21 protein-coding genes are annotated in these 18,177 nt (G+C 30.8%); 8 read left to right on the plus strand and 13 right to left on the minus strand.

Going from position 1 to position 18,177, the window contains the following annotated elements; genetic code table 11:
- Position 1 precedes the first annotated feature (1 nt).
- The 4 genes from V9L04_RS02700 to V9L04_RS02715 all read right to left on the minus strand — a co-directional run bounded on the left by V9L04_RS02700 (position 2) and on the right by V9L04_RS02715 (position 2,935).
- Positions 2-424, minus strand: coding sequence for a hypothetical protein (locus V9L04_RS02700; RefSeq protein WP_338792530.1), 423 nt, complete (start codon positions 422-424; stop codon positions 2-4).
- Between the two features lie 5 nt (positions 425-429).
- Entirely contained in the window at positions 430-1,074 is a 645-nt protein-coding gene (locus V9L04_RS02705) for a hypothetical protein (RefSeq protein WP_338792531.1), read from the minus strand.
- Positions 1,075-1,093: 19 nt separating this feature from the next.
- Positions 1,094-2,131: a quinone-dependent dihydroorotate dehydrogenase gene (locus tag V9L04_RS02710; RefSeq protein WP_338792532.1), complete on the minus strand. Its 1,038-nt coding sequence runs from the start codon at positions 2,129-2,131 to the stop codon at positions 1,094-1,096.
- 189 nt (positions 2,132-2,320) lie between these two features.
- Entirely contained in the window at positions 2,321-2,935 is a 615-nt protein-coding gene (locus V9L04_RS02715; protein WP_338792533.1) for a hypothetical protein, read from the minus strand.
- A gap of 343 nt (positions 2,936-3,278) precedes the next feature.
- On the opposite strand from V9L04_RS02715, the gene V9L04_RS02720 reads away from it, so the two are divergent.
- The gene (locus V9L04_RS02720; RefSeq protein ID WP_338792534.1) at positions 3,279-3,686 is read left to right on the plus strand and encodes a 6-carboxytetrahydropterin synthase; all 408 of its coding nucleotides are present in this window, start codon (positions 3,279-3,281) and stop codon (positions 3,684-3,686) included.
- Entirely contained in the window at positions 3,649-4,449 is an 801-nt protein-coding gene (folE, locus tag V9L04_RS02725) for a GTP cyclohydrolase I FolE (RefSeq protein WP_338792535.1), read from the plus strand. The genes V9L04_RS02720 and folE overlap by 38 nt, the downstream gene beginning before the upstream one ends.
- A gap of 119 nt (positions 4,450-4,568) precedes the next feature.
- Here the strand turns inward: folE and V9L04_RS02730 are convergent, their stop codons facing one another.
- Both V9L04_RS02730 and crcB read right to left on the minus strand, forming a co-directional pair.
- Entirely contained in the window at positions 4,569-5,153 is a 585-nt protein-coding gene (locus V9L04_RS02730) for a T9SS type A sorting domain-containing protein (protein WP_338792536.1), read from the minus strand.
- A 497-nt stretch (positions 5,154-5,650) separates the two neighbouring features.
- Entirely contained in the window at positions 5,651-6,040 is a 390-nt protein-coding gene (gene crcB, locus V9L04_RS02735; protein WP_338792537.1) for a fluoride efflux transporter CrcB, read from the minus strand.
- A 139-nt stretch (positions 6,041-6,179) separates the two neighbouring features.
- On the opposite strand from crcB, the gene V9L04_RS02740 reads away from it, so the two are divergent.
- Positions 6,180-6,755 (plus strand): hypothetical protein, encoded by a 576-nt coding sequence (locus V9L04_RS02740; RefSeq protein ID WP_338792538.1) that lies wholly within the window; start codon positions 6,180-6,182, stop codon positions 6,753-6,755.
- Positions 6,756-6,852: 97 nt separating this feature from the next.
- On the opposite strand, the gene atpG is transcribed toward V9L04_RS02740, so the two are convergent.
- The 7 genes from atpG to V9L04_RS02775 form a co-directional block, all read right to left on the minus strand.
- A complete protein-coding gene (gene atpG / locus V9L04_RS02745) occupies positions 6,853-7,788 on the minus strand; it encodes an ATP synthase F1 subunit gamma (RefSeq protein WP_338792539.1) in 936 nt (311 codons plus the stop codon).
- A gap of 147 nt (positions 7,789-7,935) precedes the next feature.
- Positions 7,936-9,531 (minus strand): F0F1 ATP synthase subunit alpha, encoded by a 1,596-nt coding sequence (gene atpA / locus V9L04_RS02750; protein WP_338792540.1) that lies wholly within the window; start codon positions 9,529-9,531, stop codon positions 7,936-7,938.
- A 134-nt stretch (positions 9,532-9,665) separates the two neighbouring features.
- The gene (gene atpH / locus V9L04_RS02755) at positions 9,666-10,202 is read right to left on the minus strand and encodes an ATP synthase F1 subunit delta (protein ID WP_338792541.1); all 537 of its coding nucleotides are present in this window, start codon (positions 10,200-10,202) and stop codon (positions 9,666-9,668) included.
- A gap of 125 nt (positions 10,203-10,327) precedes the next feature.
- The gene (gene atpF / locus V9L04_RS02760) at positions 10,328-10,837 is read right to left on the minus strand and encodes a F0F1 ATP synthase subunit B (RefSeq protein ID WP_338792542.1); all 510 of its coding nucleotides are present in this window, start codon (positions 10,835-10,837) and stop codon (positions 10,328-10,330) included.
- A 214-nt stretch (positions 10,838-11,051) separates the two neighbouring features.
- Positions 11,052-11,318, minus strand: coding sequence for an ATP synthase F0 subunit C (atpE, locus tag V9L04_RS02765; protein WP_291725959.1), 267 nt, complete (start codon positions 11,316-11,318; stop codon positions 11,052-11,054).
- Positions 11,319-11,610: 292 nt separating this feature from the next.
- Positions 11,611-12,798 carry a F0F1 ATP synthase subunit A gene (atpB, locus tag V9L04_RS02770; protein WP_338792543.1) on the minus strand — a complete coding sequence of 396 codons (1,188 nt, stop codon included), beginning with the start codon at positions 12,796-12,798 and terminating at the stop codon, positions 11,611-11,613.
- A 100-nt stretch (positions 12,799-12,898) separates the two neighbouring features.
- Entirely contained in the window at positions 12,899-13,327 is a 429-nt protein-coding gene (locus V9L04_RS02775) for a hypothetical protein (protein WP_338792544.1), read from the minus strand.
- A 244-nt stretch (positions 13,328-13,571) separates the two neighbouring features.
- Here V9L04_RS02775 and V9L04_RS02780 point away from each other — a divergent pair, with 244 nt between their 5' ends.
- The 5 genes from V9L04_RS02780 to V9L04_RS02800 all read left to right on the plus strand — a co-directional run bounded on the left by V9L04_RS02780 (position 13,572) and on the right by V9L04_RS02800 (position 18,174).
- The gene (locus V9L04_RS02780) at positions 13,572-14,483 is read left to right on the plus strand and encodes a TIGR01777 family oxidoreductase (protein ID WP_338792545.1); all 912 of its coding nucleotides are present in this window, start codon (positions 13,572-13,574) and stop codon (positions 14,481-14,483) included.
- A gap of 74 nt (positions 14,484-14,557) precedes the next feature.
- Complete coding sequence (locus V9L04_RS02785) at positions 14,558-15,442, plus strand: hypothetical protein (RefSeq protein ID WP_338792546.1); 885 nt, start codon at positions 14,558-14,560, stop codon at positions 15,440-15,442.
- 67 nt (positions 15,443-15,509) lie between these two features.
- Entirely contained in the window at positions 15,510-16,313 is an 804-nt protein-coding gene (locus V9L04_RS02790; protein ID WP_338792547.1) for a hypothetical protein, read from the plus strand.
- Between the two features lie 15 nt (positions 16,314-16,328).
- A complete protein-coding gene (locus tag V9L04_RS02795; RefSeq protein WP_338792548.1) occupies positions 16,329-17,288 on the plus strand; it encodes a hypothetical protein in 960 nt (319 codons plus the stop codon).
- Positions 17,289-17,295: 7 nt separating this feature from the next.
- Positions 17,296-18,174, plus strand: coding sequence for a hypothetical protein (locus V9L04_RS02800; protein WP_338792549.1), 879 nt, complete (start codon positions 17,296-17,298; stop codon positions 18,172-18,174).
- Positions 18,175-18,177 lie beyond the last annotated feature (3 nt).

An 18,177-nucleotide genomic window follows, 5' to 3' on the forward strand; every position in this document is an offset into this window, starting at 1 on the left:
ATTACGAAACATAACATTCCAATTCCTTCAAAGCTGTCCAAAGTCCTAGTTTTTTGGTTTTGTCAGAATGAAGAGCTACAAAATTATGTGAAATAATCCACGTAATGGCTTTTATCTTAGTAGGTTTATAAAGTTCAAATTCATGAGGAACACCTAAGTTTTTTGTATCAACGCCAAAAACAAGAATATAAATAGGTCTTGCTTGTTTACGAATTTCCAAGAATGAAAAACCCTCTTGTTCTGTATTTACTACCATTACATCATCTAGTGAAAGCAAACCTGCCTTCAAAATATTTTTTAATAGAGTGAGATTATTTTCTTCTAGTATTTCCTCATTTTTCTGACTTACAACAATCAAAAAACTTCTCCTATTCTTTCCTAAATAAGAAATATAATCATCATATTTTTTAGTTTTCTTATTCATAAGTTTTAGGAAACATAACATTCCAATTCCTTCAAAGCTGTCCAAAGTCCTAGTTTTTTGGTTTTGTCAGAATGAAGAGCTACAAAATTATGTGAGACAACCCATGTGATTGCTTTTATCTTAGTAGGTTTATAAAGCTCAAATTCATGGGGAACACCTAAGTTTTTTGTATCAACGCCAAAACTTACTACTGAAGTAGGTTTTAGTTTTTTATACATATCCAAAAAAGTAGCCTTTGTTTTTGCCATGTTTACGATAGCAACATCATTGAGAGAAAGTTGTCCTGCTGCCAAAATACCTGTCAGGAGTTTACTATCTGTTTCTTTTAAATTTTCTTGCTCCGTTTCTTTTATCAAAATCAAGAAGTTTTTACGGTTCTTTCCAAAATAAGAAAAATCTATATCTGAATTTTCTTGATTTAATTTACTTATAACCTTTTTACTTTGTAAATCAGAGTTTTTTGATTTAATATCACTTATTTCTTCTTTTAGAGTCTTTGTTTCTGTAACTTGATTTTGAGAAACTTGGTTTGTTGGTTCTTGATTTGCACTTGCTTCAATTTCCCATTCTGATTTTACGCCATCGATATAATAGATATTTTCTGTAAAAACGTAGGGCAAAAAATCGTATTCTTGTTCTTGATTGTCCATAATTGTAACCTTTAAACCCTTAGGATTTGGTGTCTAGAATTTCTTTATTTATTTTACTAATCAGCTCCCAACCTTCATAAACAAAACCTGTATAGAGTTGTATCAAACTTGCACCTGCATTTAGTTTTTCTAGTGCATCTTCTGGGCTATGAATTCCCCCCACTCCAATAATTGGAAAGGCTGCATTTGATTTCTGATGAAGATAAGTAATTACTTCTGTACTTCTGTCTTTCAATGGCTTTCCACTTAGTCCACCATTTCCCAAATTTTCTACTTTTTGAGATTCTGTTTTTAAGTTTTCTCTACTGATGGTTGTGTTTGTTGCAATTATTCCTGCTAGTTTTGTTTCTTTAGCTATTTCTATAATATCATCAAGTTGAGAATCTGTGAGGTCTGGTGCAATTTTGAGAAGTAAAGGCTTTGGAATTAAATGTTCTTTATTACGATTTTGAAGTGTTTGTAGAAGCTCTGTAAGTGGCTTTTTTTCTTGCAACTCTCTAAGATTTGGCGTATTTGGAGAACTTACATTGACCACAAAATAATCTACATAATCAAAAAGTGCATCAAAACACATCAGATAATCGTTTGTAGCTTCTTCATTTGGTGTAACTTTATTCTTTCCAATATTTCCACCAATAATAATATGTGGCTTTTTAGCTTTTATTTTTTTTAATCTTTCCACAGCAATTTCTACTCCTTCATTATTAAAACCCATTCTATTGATGAGCGCATTATCTTCTTTCAAACGAAACAAACGAGGTTTTTCATTTCCATCTTGGGGTTTTGGTGTAAGTGTTCCTATTTCTATAAATCCAAAACCGAGTTGATCTAACTCCTCAATCCATTTTGCATTTTTATCAAAACCTGCTGCCAAACCCACAGGATTTTTGAATTTTAATCCAAAAACTTCCTTTTCTAATTTTTTATTTAAATTTATGGGATTTGTTACAATCGTTTTTCCTCCTAGTTTTAGAAGTGTTTGTAATCCTGCAATAGCTGTATAATGTGCTTTTTCAGCATCAAGTTTGAAAAAGAGAGGGCGTAAAAGTGAATACATAGAATAAAATAAGAAGTTAGATTTCAGAAATAAGAAGTCTGAATGAACTTTAGAAACAAAAATTAAATAAATTACTCTTTTTAATTTTGCAATTTATTGACAATCAATCATTTGTATTCATTTACCATTCATCATTAATAATTTACCATTCCTTAGTTTTGCAAAAATACAATTTTTTACTACAAATCCTTATTTCAAAACCTTCTCTACAAGTTCCTCAAAAGGTAATGCATCAAGAAAAAGTCTATCTGAATAAATATTTGCTAAAAGACGAATAAAACTAGGTTCTCCGTCAATTTGAATATATTCTATCAATACATTTCCATAAAACTGAGGAAGTTGTCCATCTGTTTTAAGCTCATTTTTTACTTCATTACTTGTTCCATAAACAGGTTTTAGATAGTGTTTTTCTATTGTCTCTATATAATTTGTTCGCTCATAATGTGCTCGGTCAGAAGTGTAGAGCTTGTAAGGATACGGAAGTTGTAGAACAGACTCCTTTAATTTGTCAAACAAAAAACGGAATTGCTTGCTACTCATCGCATTCGTATAAGTAATTGCAACTCCATTTGAGGCAGCCGAAGCAAACAAATGAACCTCAATATCTTTGGAAGTCAAGCCTTCCCTTTTAAGATGATAGGATTCATAAATCCTTGCCAACCAATACTTTGCATCAGCACTTGAACTCCAAATCTGAAATGCTAGTTCATCTTTCTCTGACCTCTTTAAATTTTCTTTTATTAAAGGAATTGTTTTATTTCGCTTGGGAAAGAGTTTTTTGAATATATCGTCGAAAAAATCCATAAATTGAAAACCTTTTAAATAAAAGTAAAGTTTGAGAATATATTTTGTTTAATTATTACCTATCGTTTATTAAACAATTTGATTAAGTCTGACTAAATTATAAACAAATATAATTCATCTATTGGCATACTATTTAATATCTTTGATTTATTATTTGTTCCAAGCTTTCCACTAAATTTTTTCATAAAAGTAGTTTATTTTCAAAACAAAACTTCTCACAAAGTCCTTATTGCCTTTGATAGCCAATTAATTAAATTTAGAAAAATATTTTTCTATTAGAAGAATAAATATAGAATTTTAATTTTTGTTATCCTTTTTATCTTAAAAATAGTATATAAAAATTATGCGTGTTTCCGTTTTCAGAAAAGAACATTTCAATGCAGCCCATCGTTTAAATAATCCAAACTGGTCAGCCGAAAAAAATCAAGAAATATTTGGTAAATGTAATAACGAATATTATCACGGTCATAATTACAATCTTATCGTACAAGTGACTGGTGAAATTGACCCAGAAACAGGATATGTTGTAGACATGAAATGGCTTAGTGATTTGATAAAAGAACATATTGCTGACCGTTTTGACCACAAAAATCTCAATTTAGAGATTCCAGAATTTAAAGACCTAAATCCAAGTGCTGAAAATATAGCAGTTGTGATTTATAATATCTTGCGTCCAAAACTTAATTCAAACTTAGACTTAAAAATCAAACTTTATGAAACTGAACGGAACTTCGTCGAATGCCCAGCCTAAAAAGGTAGAGGGTATTCATAATCATGACAAACAAGTGAGTCAAACTTCTACTACTTCTAACAAGAAAAAACAAGTGAAAAAAACGACAAAACAAGTACAACTTACAGAGAAAGAACAGGAAGAAAAATCGCAAATTATTGGCGAAAACCATATCGCAACATCTATAGAAACACCTTTACGAAAAGATGCTTTTGAACTTGATGATGCTACAAAAATAGAAAAAATAGCAGACCATTTTAAAGAAATAATGGATATTTTGGGACTTGATTTGACAGATGATAGTTTGCAAGGAACACCAAAGCGAGTTGCTAAAATGTATGTAAAAGAAATTTTTAAAGGACTTAATCCAGAGAATAAGCCAGCCACAAAAATGTTTGATAACAAGTTTGGCTATAATCAACTCTTAGTAGAAAAAAATATTAGTTTTCATTCGCATTGTGAACACCACTTTGTTCCAATTCACGGAAAAGCACACATTGCTTATATTTCAAATAATGGAGTTGTAGGTCTTTCAAAACTACACAGAATTGTAGATTATTTTGCTCGTCGTCCACAAGTACAAGAAAGACTGACAAATCAAATAGGTGAAGAATTAAAGAAAATGTTAGAAACAGAAGATATAGCTGTTGTTTTAGATGCTGCTCATATGTGTGTATCAATGAGAGGAATACAAGACCAAACTAGCACTACAATTACAAGTTTTTATAGTGGTAAATTTAATGAAGAAGCTACTCGTAGTGAATTTTTGAAGTATATTCAATAATTAGATTTCTGTTAGCATCATCAGTATGCTAAAATAGCAACAAAAGCAGTGGTATTTACAATTTTTCATAAAAAAAGCAACCTATCTCTAGGTTGCTTTTTTAACTTTATGAAAGATAATTAGTTGATAACATACGTTTCATAAAATGCTTTATCTTGTCCAATAACTTGTAAAAAATATGTTCCTTTTTCTAAGTTATCAAGGTTAATTGTGCATTTTGCATTTTCTGATGTAACTGTTTTTTCTTGCAAAATATTTCCCTCTTCATTAGTAAGAGTTATTGTAACTGTACTTTTGTTATTTTTGATAGTTGCAATAGCTTTATTATCGCTAGTCTTTGGTGCAAAATCAGCCATAAACTCATTTGTTATGGTATTTTTAACAGTTACTTCTCTTTTTTCATTATAGGTTTCTCCTTTTAGGATTACAGTATACGTTCCATTTACTTTAAGGTCATAAGTACGCTCAATACTTTCTTTTTTTCCAAGAGATTCAGAGTACAACAAACCTAGATTTTTATCATAAATCTTTACTTCTAAGTTTTCTTGTTTAACATTTTCAAATGTTAATACAAACTTTGTCGTATTTGGAATTACTTTAATAATAGTTGCTCGGTCATTTTCTCCCAAAGGAGCATTTGCAAAAGAATTAAATGAAAGTGTAAGAGCAAAAATAACAGCGAAGATTGATTTTGATAAGTTCATAGTAATTTGTTGTGATTTGTTTGAAGAGGTAGTATAAAAGAAATACTTTTTAAAATAAAAAGTAATAAAAGCATATAAAAAAGAGTTAAAGAATAAATTATTTTTTCTGCTATTCTTTTTCGTTGCTTATAGTCTTCCTAACGGCTTCTGTTACTGTAGGTTACAGTTTTTCAATGCTCCTTCAAAAGGATTTTTTTTAACTAAAAAGTATGCAACCCCAAATATAAATCACAAAAAACAACAAAAATAAAAATATTATTTTGCATAACATCAAATATTATTCATATTATTCTACTTTTGCTATTTTTTATGTTAAAACCTGTTTTAGCTAAAAACAGTAATCATAATAAATCATAAGAACAAAATAGTCTGCAACCCCACACTCAACACCAAATAAAATTCTTTAAAAACATATTAAACAAAATATTATACTTAAAACCAGCAGACATATCGGTTTTTAGATTTTGTATTTTTTATTTCTTAAAAATATTTAAATTCTATTTAAAAATATTTATAAGCCAAAAACCAACAGCAATTCCGATAAACCCTAGAATTACATTGGAAAAAGTATATAAAAAAGCAATTTGATAATTTTGTACTTGAATAAGTTTAAAGGTTTCTAAGTTGAGGGTAGAAAATGTACTAAAGCCACCACAAAAACCTGTCATAAATAAAGCTGCTAGGATTTTCTCACTTTCTAGTTTTGCTTCCCCTAAGTAATTAGCTAACATTCCCAAGATAATACAAGCTAAAAAATTAGTAACAAAAGTAGCCGTTGGAAAGCCTGTAGAGTGTTCCATAATCCATTTAGAAGCTAAAAAACGAACTACTGACCCTAAGCCTCCTCCAACAAAAACTGCAAATAATGACAATGTAGAAATATTCATTTTAAAAGTTTCTTTTTTATAAAATTTTACAAAAATAGTTTAACCTTAGTGCAACGCATTAAAATTTAAAAGCGTCATTATTATAATTATAGCGCAAATTATTTTTATTTAACTCTATTTACTCTAATTTTTTTATTTTATGAAATCAAATTTTAAATTTGTCTTATTTGTTCTGTTTTTTATGAGTACAAGCATTGCTTTTGCTCAAGTAGATAGTGTTTATATTGTCAATAAAGAAGATGTCGTAACACATGACCCTCATTTCCGAGCAAATGAAATCAAAATAAATGGATTATATACTTTGCTGGGTCTTCCAGAAATCACCTATGAAAGAGTATTAAGTGATGAAACAGCAGCAGGTATTTCTTTGGCTTTAGGAGGTGGAAATACGATTAATTATAATTTTATGCTAACTCCTTACTATCGCATTTATTTTGGAAAAAAAGATAATGCTGCAGGATTTTTTATTGAAGGTAATGGTTCAGCTTTTAGTTACGAAAATTATTATTATAACAACTACAACCCTTATGGAAATGATTATAAAACTGAATTTGGTTACGGATTAGGACTTGCAATAGGAAGTAAATTTATGAGTAGAAGTCAAAAATGGTTTGGAGAAATGGTGTATGGATTAGGACGAAATTTTGCTCAAAGTGAAGAATATGGAGAAAGTATTTATCCAAGAGTAGGAATAAATATTGGTAGAAGATTCTAAAAAACTAAAATCAAAATATTTTCTATGAATCAAAAAACCGTCTGAAATAAATAAATTTCAGACGGTTTTTTTAATATTCTTGATTTAGAACTAACTATTAACTTTGCTCTAATGCTTCTGCACCACCAACAATTTCCAAAATTTCTTTTGTAATGTTAGCCTGTCTAGCTCTGTTATAACTCAATTTCAACTCTTTGAGAAGTTCTCCTGCATTTTCAGTTGCTTTATCCATAGCAGTCATACGTGCGCCTTGTTCGGCTGCATTTGATTCTAGGATTTTGCTATAAAACTGTGTTTTGAGAGATTGAGGAATAAGGTCTGCTAAAATTTCTTTTTTATTTGGTTCAAAGATATAATCTACGTTTGCAGAAAATTCTTCTTTTTTAACCAAAGATGGTTTTGCTGATACTTTTTCTTCCACTTTCTCAGTAGGAGGAGCAATTGGCAAAAACTGTTCTACACGTACAATCTGTGTAGCAACATTTTTAAATTCATTATAGACAATTTCTATTTTATCGTAATTTCCTTTTGTAAACTCATCCATTGCATATTCTGCTGCTTGGCGAACATAATCAAATGTAAGTTCTTTTTGAGAGAATATTGCTGAATAATCATTTACAGATTTCATATTACGACGACGAACATAATCCAAAGCACGCTTTCCAATAGGCATAACTGTTACGTTTCCTAAAGAATTCTGACGGCTATAATTACGATTAATCAAACTTTGCATAGCACGAAGTACATACGTATTGAAAGCTCCACAAAGACCTTTATCTGATGTAATAGTTACAATCAATATTTTTTCTTCTGCACGAACTTCACTATACTTGCTTTCAAAATCATCTCCAACAAGAGAAGCCGTTACATTTTGCAAAATTTGACTCAATTTTTGAGCGTATGGACGCATTTGCATCATACGATTTTGAGCTCGGCGCAGCTTTGCAGCAGCTACCATTTTCATTGCTTTTGTAATTTGCTGGGTGGATTTTACAGATACAATCCTTCCACGAACTTCTTTTAAATTTGCCATAGTATATTTTGAAGGCTTTTGTAGCACAGACTTTAGTCTGTGTAAATCTATATGTTTTGAATAACCGTGTTTCATTTTAAAAATAAAACACGGAAATTAAATTTGACTATTTAAAACAGACTAAAAAGTCTATTATACAGAATTAAATTATGCTTTTGCAGTTGCAACATTATACGTTTTAGCTACATCTTTAGCTACTTTAGCAAGAACGTCAGTTTGTTCTGGCGTATATTTTCCTGCACGAAGTTCGTCTAATGTTTTTCTATGATTTTGCTCCAAAATGCTTAGATAATTTGATTCATAATCTTTCATTTTTTCAGTAGGAACATTATCAGTAATACCATTTGTAGTAGCATAAATGATAGCAACTTGCTTCTCTACTTCTACTGGAGAGAATTGTTTTTGCTTCAACATTTCTGTATTTCTACGTCCACGTTCAATAACAAGTTTAGTAGCTGCATCAAGGTCAGAACCAAATTTTGCAAATGCTTCTAGTTCTCTAAATTGTGCTTGGTCTAGTTTCAAAGTACCAGATACTTTTTTCATAGACTTAATCTGAGCCGAACCCCCTACACGAGATACCGAAATACCTACGTTAATTGCTGGACGGATACCAGAGTTAAATAAGTTAGTTTCTAAGAATATCTGACCATCTGTAATCGAAATTACGTTAGTTGGGATATATGCCGAAACGTCACCTGCTTGTGTCTCAATGATTGGAAGTGCTGTTAGTGAACCTCCACCTCTTACGATACCTGCTTTTTGCAAAGATTCAGGAATATCATTCATACCTTGTGCAATTTTATCATCATTGATAACTTTTGCAGCACGCTCCAAAAGACGAGAGTGAAGATAAAATACGTCTCCTGGGTATGCTTCACGCCCTGGAGGACGACGAAGAAGAAGAGAAACCTCACGGTAAGCAACAGCTTGTTTTGAAAGATCATCATAAACTACAAGAGCAGGACGACCAGTATCACGGAAAAACTCTCCGATTGCAGCACCAGCAAATGGCGCAAAAAATTGCATTGGAGCAGGGTCAGCAGCCGAAGCTGAAACAATAACTGTATAAGCCATAGCTCCGTAACGCTCTAATGAAGCAACGATACCAGCCACCGTAGAGGCTTTTTGTCCGATAGCTACATAGATACAGAAAACTGGCTCTCCTTTGTCATAAAATTCTTTTTGATTGATAATTGCATCAATCGCTACAGCAGTTTTACCTGTCTGACGGTCACCAATGATAAGCTCACGCTGACCACGACCGATTGGAATCATTGCATCAATCGCCTTTATACCTGTTTGAAGAGGCTCTGTTACTGGCTCACGATAAATTACACCTGGTGCTTTACGCTCAAGTGGCATTTCATAAAGGTCTCCTGCAATAGGACCTTTACCATCAATAGGATTTCCAAGTGTATCAACTACACGTCCTACCATACCATCACCTACTTTAAGTGATGCAATACGTCCAGTAGTTTTGACAGAATCGCCTTCACCTACGTTAGTATAATCTCCAAAGAGTACAGCTCCTACATTATCTTCTTCAAGGTTCAAGACCATTCCAGTCAAGCCGTTGTTGAATTCGATAAGCTCACCAGCACGAGCGTTTGTAAGTCCGTAGATACGAGCAACACCATCACCTACTTGAAGTACAGTTCCTACTTCTTCGAGTTGAGCGTCTGTTTTTGCATTAGAGAGTTGTTCTCTTAGAATTGCTGAAACTTCATCAGGTCTGACCATTTATTCGTGAATTTAACAGTTACGATTGAATTTTTATTTTTTTTGAATAGATTGCAAAGGTACAAAATATTTCTTAATGACAACCATTGACAAGGTCAAGACCATTGTCAAGGTAATTTTAATTTACGATTTTTCTATTTACCTAACGACTGTTCTATTTTTTGAAGGCGAGTTTTGACAGAATCATCAATCTGCTTTCCTTCAATATTCAAAATAAAACCTCCGATAAGACTTTTATCTATTGTCTCTTTTAATTCTACTCCTTGTTGTCCAGAAAGCTGACGTATTTTCTCTTTAAAAGAGTTACGCAAATCATCTGTAAGTTCAAAAGGAGTAATTACTTCTGCCATTTCAACTCCCTTTTGAGAATTGTAAAGCAAATGAAATTGTTTGGCAGTTTCAAAAAGGTCTGCTTCACGTCCTTTTTTTACTACAAGCGTAAAAAATTTCTTTGTCAAATCATTACTACTTCCAAAAAGAGCATTTAAGATAGATAGTTTTTTAGAAGGATTGACAATAGGGCTTTTCAAAAGCACCTCTAATTCTCTGCTTCCTTCAACTGTTTCTTTGATATTTACCATATCATTATGCACTTCTTCCAAAGTAGAGTGTTCATTGGCTAAATCAAAAACTGATTTGGCATATCTAGAAGCAACACGAATATCTGACATAATTTATTATAATTGAAAATTGATAATGGAAAATTGATAAGTTAGTTATGCTAAATTTCAGTTGAAAATTTCAAAAAACGAAAAATAAATTTTATGTTATTTAATAATCAACTGTCAATTATCAATTAATTTACTTTAATATCATTCAAATAATTTTCTACCAATTGTTTTTGAGCAGAATCAGAACCTAATTGTTCTTTTACTAATTTCTCAGCAATTTGTAAAGAAAGAGTTGCAACTTGCTTTCTTACATCAGCCATAGCATTTTGTTTCTGTGAGTCGATTTCACGTTTTGCATCTTCCAAAATACGATTGTATTCTTTTGTTGCACGTTCACGAGCATCTTCTTCCATTTTAGAAGCAACTACACGAGTTTCTTTCATCATTTGCTCACGCTCAATACGTCCTTCTTGACGGATTTTTTCAATTTCATTTTCTAAATCTGCCTTTGCCATACGAGCAGCTTCAGCAGCTTTAAGAGCTTCTTCGATAGAACGCTCACGAGTTTCTAATGCTTTTGTGATAGAAGGCCAAACAAATTTGCCTAAAACAACAACAAGCAAGATAAAGATAAGTCCTGTCCAAAAAATAAGACCAACATTAGGCGTAATAAGTGGATTGAGTTGAAGAAGCATAATGATTAAATATATAGGTATTAAATTAAATTCTTTTTTTAGTTGTTATTTATGCAAAACATAAAATAACGGAATATTTTTTTTATCTTTTATTTACCTGACACTTTGAAGTATCTGACAAGTATAGGATAATTTTCTTTTTATAAAATTAGATAGAACTAGTTAAAAACGAAGTAGCAATAACTAATTTATTACTACTTCATTTTTGTATGTCTTACTTCCAGCCACCGATAAGGAATGAAACTACGATAGCAAAAAGAGCTGCACCTTCAATAAGGGCTGCTGCAATAATCATTGCAGTTTGGATTTGACCTAATTTTTCAGGTTGGCGAGCCATAGCTTCCATAGCACGACCACCTACTTGACCGATACCAAGACCAGCACCCAAAACAGCTAAACCAGCACCAAGACCACCACCGATAGCAGCATAAGCAGAATAATCAGCAACAGCTTGCAATAACATAGCAATAAATGCGAACATAATATCTAAATTTAAAGAGTATAAAAAGAAAATGAATTGATATATATAATGAATACTATTTTTTTAATAAAAAACCTACCGTTTTTAATTAAAATAAGACTAAAATAAGTGTCTTGTATTCTGAAATTTATCCGAAAATAAAGGTAGAAGTTAGAAATTAGATTTTAGAAGTAATACAAAAATACTAATGAGTAATTATATTTTCTTATTCTAATCTTTTCCTTCTAAAATAACTAGTTTTTCAGTAATTGCATTTAACTGGTAACTACATTACTGATAACTGGTTACTGATTTAGTGATGGTCGTCTGCAATAGCTTGACCAATAAATAATGCTGTAAGAAGAGTAAAGATATATGCTTGTAAAAGGGCAACAAATAACTCTAAACACATCATCAAAAATACAAAAGGAACAATAGGCACACCCAAAATATAGTTTTTGAATATAAAGATAATTCCAATCAAGGCTAAAATAATTGTGTGTCCTGCTGTTATGTTAGCAAAAAGACGAATCATAAGAGCTATTGGCTTAGTAAAAATACCAATAATCTCTACAGGAATCATAATCAACAAAAGTGGAATTGGCACACCTGGCATTGCAAAGACGTGTTTCCAATAATGTTTGTTTGCTGAAACATTTGTAATAATAAGAGTAAGAGCTGCTAAAGTCATTGTAAAGGCAATGTTTCCTGAAGTGTTTGCGCCAGAAGGAAGCAAACCTAAAAGGTTATTAAACCAAATAAAGAAAAACAAAGTCAATAGATACGGAAAATATTTTTTGTATTTGTGTTCGCCAATGTTTGGAATAGCCAAATCATCACGAAGATAAACAATAATAGGCTCAAAGAAAGATTGCATTCCTTTTGGTGCTTGTCCTTCACGTTTTTTGTATGCTCCTGCAATGCTAAATCCAATTACTAAAAGTAAAAGTGAAGCAATCATCATTGAAGCGACATTTTTTGTAATTGATAAATCAAGAGGATGAATATCTTCAATTAACTTTCCATTATTATCTACCACTTTTACATGTTCGTGGTCTAAGATGTAGTTGTATTGTCCTTTTGTGAGAACGGCACGAGTATTATCGTGTCCTGCTGTTACTTTTTCATTTGGAATCTCAACAGTTTTGATAGGCGCATGATGAAATTCACTAGACATAAATACATCAAACTGTCCATTTGTATAAACAATCAGAGGCAATGGAATAGAGTAATGATGCTCTTCTTTGTTTTCATCAACAGTAGTAAAAAGATGCCATTCGTGAGAATCCAAAATGTGATGATTAATCATCTCAGTAATATCAAACTTATCTTCATCGACGTGTTCAATGTCTAAATGTCCGTCTGTTTCATTACTATTAATTCCATCTTTTTGTCCATCTTGAGCAAATAGATTAGAAAAAGTAAGTAGAGAAAACAAAACACTCAAAAAAGTAATTTTTGAATAGTTGAATTTGATGAAAGGTAAAATGTTATTCTTCACTTGATTCCGTATTAGTGTAATTTATAATTTACGCTGAAAATTAATTTCTTTTTATCTAAACCTAAATTGAACTAGAAACGTATAAGGAACGTTGGCTAATTTATGGTTTCTCTGAGTCTTGTTCTGAATTGCGCTGCAAGTTAGGTAACAATGCACGAATTTCAAACAATAAATAACCAAAATATAGAAAAAGCATCACAAAAGCCAAACTAATTACTCCTTCGCCACTTATCATAACATAAGCAAGCATCACAGAAGCACAAAAAAGCATTCTTACCATTTTGGAAACCATCATAGCATAACCAAAATTAGCACTCCCCAAAAAACGCAAGGTAATCATTCCTGTAATCCAGTATAAAAGTGTAATTCCAATATAAACGCCCCAAACTTGAGGAATATAATATTGAGTTACAAAAAACTGAAAAGCCAACATACAAAGAAGCATTACTAATGCAAAACCTCCAAATTGAAGGTGATACGAACGAGCAATTTTTTTCTTCGCAGAATCAGATAATTGGTTCTCAGACACTTTTATAGGAGCTTTTTAGGTACTTTTTAAAGAGATTGATTTTTCAAGGCTTATCCTTAATTTGGGTGCAAAAGTACAGACTATAATATTTAAAAGCAAGAATTATTTGAAAGTATTTTTGATATTCTTTGTTTAATCTCACTAAGAACGTTTACATAAAAACTCAAAACGTTTTTACAAAAATAGAGTTAGATATAATATTGATTCATTTTTACAACTACATTTTTTTGATTTTATTTATTTTATGAAAAAAATATTGATTACAGGAGGTTCTGGACTTGTTGGAACTCGCCTTACAGAGCTTTTATTAGCAAGTGGAAATTATGAAGTAATGCACCTTAGCCGTTCGGGAAGTCATATTCCAGGGGTTACAGTCTATGAGTGGGATGTAGAAGCTGGCGAAATGGAAGAAGAAGCCATCCAAAAAGCTGATTGTGTCATTCATTTGGCAGGAACTAGCATTATGGAAAAGGCTTGGATAGATTCTCAAAAGGAAAAAATAATAGAAAGTCGCACTCTCTCAACAGCTCTTTTAGTAGAAAAACTAACTGTTTTAGACCATCATGTTAAAACCTATATTGGAGCTTCTGCTATTGGTTATTATGGTTTTGAGAAAGAACATAGCCGTAATTTACATAAAGAAGATGCTCCAGCTGGAAATGACTTTTTGGCGCAAGTTTGTGTAGAATGGGAAAAAGCACACGCTGAAGTTCCTTCAAATATTCGTTCTACTATTATTCGTATCGGAATTGTTTTGAGTGATAAAGGTGGCGCACTTGTAGAAATGGCAAAACCTGTAAAAGCGTGGGCTGGTGCTGCGTTGGGAGATGGAAATCAAGTCGTTTCTTGGATTCATATTGATGACCTTTGTAGAATTTTTATCAAGGCAATTGAAGATAATAAAATGACAGGAACTTATAATGCTGTTGCTCCAAATCCTGTAACAAATGCAGAACTGACACGCATTATTGCAAATTCTTTAGATAAGCCATTGTTTTTGCCAAATGTTCCCGAACCTGCTATGTATTTGCTTTTAGGACAACAAGCAGAATCAGTTTTGAGAAGTATAAAAGCAAGTGATGATAAGATAGTAAAAGCAGGTTTTGAATTTGATTTTGTAGATGCTCAAAAGGCTGTTGATGATTTTTATAAGTGATTTTAGCCTTCAAACCTATAAGGTTTTCAGAAACCTTATAGGTTTTTTTGATGATAATTATAAACTTTTAGTCTATGAAAAAACCAACTGTAAATAAATCTACCCTGCTTTTGGCTGTTTTAGCTGTGGCTTTTTGGTGTTTTTATTTTTGGCAAGAGAAGGAAAATCAAGAGTTTTTGATAAATACTCAAGGGTTTATATCCAATGCAACAAATGAAATTTTACAATTCAGACAAAAAGAAAATTACAAATTCATACGAAAAGCTACTTATAGTTTAAAAGATAAGAATCAAGATACTAGTGACTATAATAACAATATTCGCAATAAAATAGAAAAGAAATTATATAATTTCATTCCAAAATCTCTTCAAGATTATTTTAGTCTTGTGGGTAGCTTTGAAAAGCAATTTATTCTTCAAAAATACTATGACAAAGAATACGTTTTAGATGAGAAAAGACTAAATTCATTAAAAAACTACACAGATTCTGTACACAAGGTTTTAGGAGTTAAAAAATCAACTATTCATTCAATAAATTGGCAACAAAATGATACTAAAATATGGCTAGATTTGGTAAAGCAACGCCAACAAATTATTGATTTGACAGATTCTATTTTAAGAAAAAACAAAAAACAGTTTCCAAGCTCTTACGTCTCCAATAATTTTGAAGGTTATTCAATGCTTGTTCCAGACTATCAAAAAGAAATAATGTTAGTCAAATCATTTATATTTTTTACAGATACAAAATACGGTACAGAATACTACACTTCTAAGAAAAAGTATGAACCTAGAATAGATATTGATTCACTATTCTTAGACTCTGATTTCAATAACAAAACCTTTTATTCCTTTCAAAAACAAGGAGATACAGTTTTATATCCAGTTATAAATAAAGATAAATCACAGAAATCTTCTGTGTCAATAAAAGTAATTTCTAAAAAAACTGACTATGCAAACTAAAATCATAAATGGTAGTTTGTTGTTAATTCTACTCACCTCTTTCTACTTTATATTTCAAAATTACTCTTTGCGAAAAGAAATAGAACCTTTAAATGAAGAATATTGCAAGAAATATATTGCCAATCAACTCAAAATTTCAGAAAAACGCAATAACTATTTTAAAGAAAGTATAATCGGTTATGCAGATCTCAACTCTCAAAACCCTTTCTTAGAACCTGTAAATGGAGATTATGCAAAAACAGAGAAAAAACAGTATGAAGTAATCAAAATTCTTTCTGTAATTGATTCTATTTACAGGGGTGATACATTAGGAAAAAATTGGAAATCACATAAATATAAAATTGCAGATGCTTTTGAAAAAGCTAGAGAGAAATATACTTTTCTAAAGTGGGGTAAACAGGTTTCTTATACTACTTTTGATTCTCTCTTTAAAAAAGAAAAGCTAGATTATAATGAGTGGACAGAAATTATTTCCGTATCAAATAGATTTAAAGATAAAGTTAGAAGCAGTACATCAGGAGGAACTATCTATTTTGCATATTATGATATGATAGGCATTCCTTCAAAAAGTATTGTTCGTGTTGGAGATACAATTTCTGTTGATTGGGTAAATTTTTATTCAAATACTTCTCTAATTCCAGCCACTTATTCAAGAAAATCAAATTACGAGAGCTGCCTCACTCTTAGAAGTTATTATAAAATTGGCTTTGGAATTTTGGGAGGTAAAGACAATGAAACCATTCTCTTAGAAGAATATCAAATCCCATTCTCAGAAATAGAAAAGAACAAAAAATGGCGAAGTGTATTTTATTTTAGAAATGATAAATTAGAACAAGATTCTGTTGTTTTGGAAAGAGAATTGGAGTTTTAAGCAAAAAATAAAATTATGAAAAAACCAACTGTAAATAAATCTACCCTGCTTTTGGCTGTGGCTTGTTGGTGTTTTTATTTTTGGAAAAAAGATAGAGATATAGAAACTATTGCTTTTCATCAGAATATTATCAACGAAGCTCTCTATTACGAAACTGACCAAAAAAATAACCTTTTTTTAGAAGAAGTAAAAGACAGTTGGTATAATCACATAATGTATTTTGATGATAAAAAAAAGCCTAAAACAGAAGATTTTGAGGCTAAACTCTACAAATCTGCTCCAGATGTTTATGGACGTTATTTGTCTAGTTTAGAAAATGTTAGTAATGAGTTATTGTATTACAATAAATTTTATACAGATGAAAAATTAGATTTTACCACTATTTATCTAAACGAGTTTAAAGGTTTATTCAATTCTGATAAAAAAGAAGAACGAAAAAAAGATTTGGCACTAATAAGTGAAAGATTAAATTATGTACAGCGACAATCTCCTCTATTTGAAAAAGCAAATTTTCATAAAATAGATTGGAACGAAAGTAATGACCTTAATTTGTGGCTGGATATAATTAAACATAAAAAAGAAGTCATTGAACTTACTAATTCTATATTCAAAGAGAATAAAAAGAGCTTTCCTACTTCTTTTGAATCTAATCATTTTGAAGGTTATTCGACACTTATTCCAGATTATGAAAACCAAAAAATGATAGTAAAAGTATTTTATTTTCAATCTGACACGAAATATGGGACAGATTTTCAAAAGAGAAGAGAAAAATATGGTCATTCTACTCCTGATAATGCTTTTAGATTAGGAGATTCTACCTTTTACTCTATGCAAAGCCCTAGAACATATCATATTTTTGAAAAAGTAGGAGATACAACATTACAGTTTTATTTTTTAGATAAAGAAACAAGAGAATATTTTGCTCAATATTCACCACTTTATGATATTTCTTTTAAAGTAATTCCTAAAAAATAAAAAATTTATGAAAACTAAGATTATTAATTTACTGCTTTCTCTAACTATTATTATAGCTCTTTGCTTTATTGGAAAAGATTATTTTCTGTTGCAAAAACTTGAAAGTATTACAGAAGAACACAAGCCAAAACAGATTAGTTTTTTATTAGAAAGTTCTAAAAGAACAGATAGAAAATTAGATGCTTTACTTACAAAGGAAAATGGACTTAATACATTTGGTTCATTTATAAATACAAATTCTATTAGTTCAGACAGTTATATACACCCAAGAGATTTAGAAGTATTCAAAACTTACAAACTTATAAAACCAATAGATTCGATTATTTCAACCGACTTAATAGGAAGTAAATGGGAAGATAATAAAGCAAAATTTCAAGAAATTTTATTAACAATAGCTCAAAAAGATGATACACTACGAGTAGAAATAGACAAGTACAATAAACAAGAAATATATTATGCTAGTTCGTTTAATGAGTATCTATATCTTACTTACTTGGTTATAAATCTAAAAGAAAACTTACGTAGCAGAATGGGGCAGTTTTGCATGTGCTTCTATCCTAAACACGAGTTTAAAGGTATTCCTTCAAAAAAAATAGTTCAAGTTGGAGATACTGTTTTTGTGGATTGGGTAAATTATTATGGTGGACATACTTTTATAGACCAAACTTATCAAGTACAATCAAACTATGATAAATTTCACATCTTAGAAACAACTTATGACCCTTGTAAACAATGTGATGAAGCAGCAGAAACTATTTTATTAGAAGAATATCAAATCCCTTTCTCAGAAATAAAAAAGGATAAAAAATGGAGAAGTGTATTTTATTTTAGAAATGATAAATTAGAACAAGATTCAGTTGTTTTGGAAAGAGAATTGGAGTTTTGAAGT

The organism is Bernardetia sp. MNP-M8 (assembly GCF_037126285.1).
GTDB lineage: Bacteria > Bacteroidota > Bacteroidia > Cytophagales > Bernardetiaceae > Bernardetia.

Coding starts and splice junctions, on each gene's coding strand:
- folE (WP_338792535.1), top strand. CDS start 3,649: ATGAAACTGAACGGAACTTCGTCGAATGCCCAGCCTAAAAAGGTAGAG.
- V9L04_RS02740 (WP_338792538.1), top strand. CDS start 6,180: ATGAAATCAAATTTTAAATTTGTCTTATTTGTTCTGTTTTTTATGAGT.
- V9L04_RS02780 (WP_338792545.1), top strand. CDS start 13,572: ATGAAAAAAATATTGATTACAGGAGGTTCTGGACTTGTTGGAACTCGC.
- V9L04_RS02720 (WP_338792534.1), top strand. CDS start 3,279: ATGCGTGTTTCCGTTTTCAGAAAAGAACATTTCAATGCAGCCCATCGT.
- atpH (WP_338792541.1), bottom strand. CDS start 10,202: ATGTCAGATATTCGTGTTGCTTCTAGATATGCCAAATCAGTTTTTGAT.
- atpA (WP_338792540.1), bottom strand. CDS start 9,531: ATGGTCAGACCTGATGAAGTTTCAGCAATTCTAAGAGAACAACTCTCT.
- crcB (WP_338792537.1), bottom strand. CDS start 6,040: ATGAATATTTCTACATTGTCATTATTTGCAGTTTTTGTTGGAGGAGGC.
- V9L04_RS02800 (WP_338792549.1), top strand. CDS start 17,296: ATGAAAACTAAGATTATTAATTTACTGCTTTCTCTAACTATTATTATA.
- V9L04_RS02705 (WP_338792531.1), bottom strand. CDS start 1,074: ATGGACAATCAAGAACAAGAATACGATTTTTTGCCCTACGTTTTTACA.
- V9L04_RS02730 (WP_338792536.1), bottom strand. CDS start 5,153: ATGAACTTATCAAAATCAATCTTCGCTGTTATTTTTGCTCTTACACTT.
- V9L04_RS02795 (WP_338792548.1), top strand. CDS start 16,329: ATGAAAAAACCAACTGTAAATAAATCTACCCTGCTTTTGGCTGTGGCT.
- atpF (WP_338792542.1), bottom strand. CDS start 10,837: ATGCTTCTTCAACTCAATCCACTTATTACGCCTAATGTTGGTCTTATT.
- atpE (WP_291725959.1), bottom strand. CDS start 11,318: ATGTTCGCATTTATTGCTATGTTATTGCAAGCTGTTGCTGATTATTCT.
- V9L04_RS02710 (WP_338792532.1), bottom strand. CDS start 2,131: ATGTATTCACTTTTACGCCCTCTCTTTTTCAAACTTGATGCTGAAAAA.
- V9L04_RS02700 (WP_338792530.1), bottom strand. CDS start 424: ATGAATAAGAAAACTAAAAAATATGATGATTATATTTCTTATTTAGGA.
- V9L04_RS02715 (WP_338792533.1), bottom strand. CDS start 2,935: ATGGATTTTTTCGACGATATATTCAAAAAACTCTTTCCCAAGCGAAAT.
- atpG (WP_338792539.1), bottom strand. CDS start 7,788: ATGGCAAATTTAAAAGAAGTTCGTGGAAGGATTGTATCTGTAAAATCC.
- V9L04_RS02785 (WP_338792546.1), top strand. CDS start 14,558: ATGAAAAAACCAACTGTAAATAAATCTACCCTGCTTTTGGCTGTTTTA.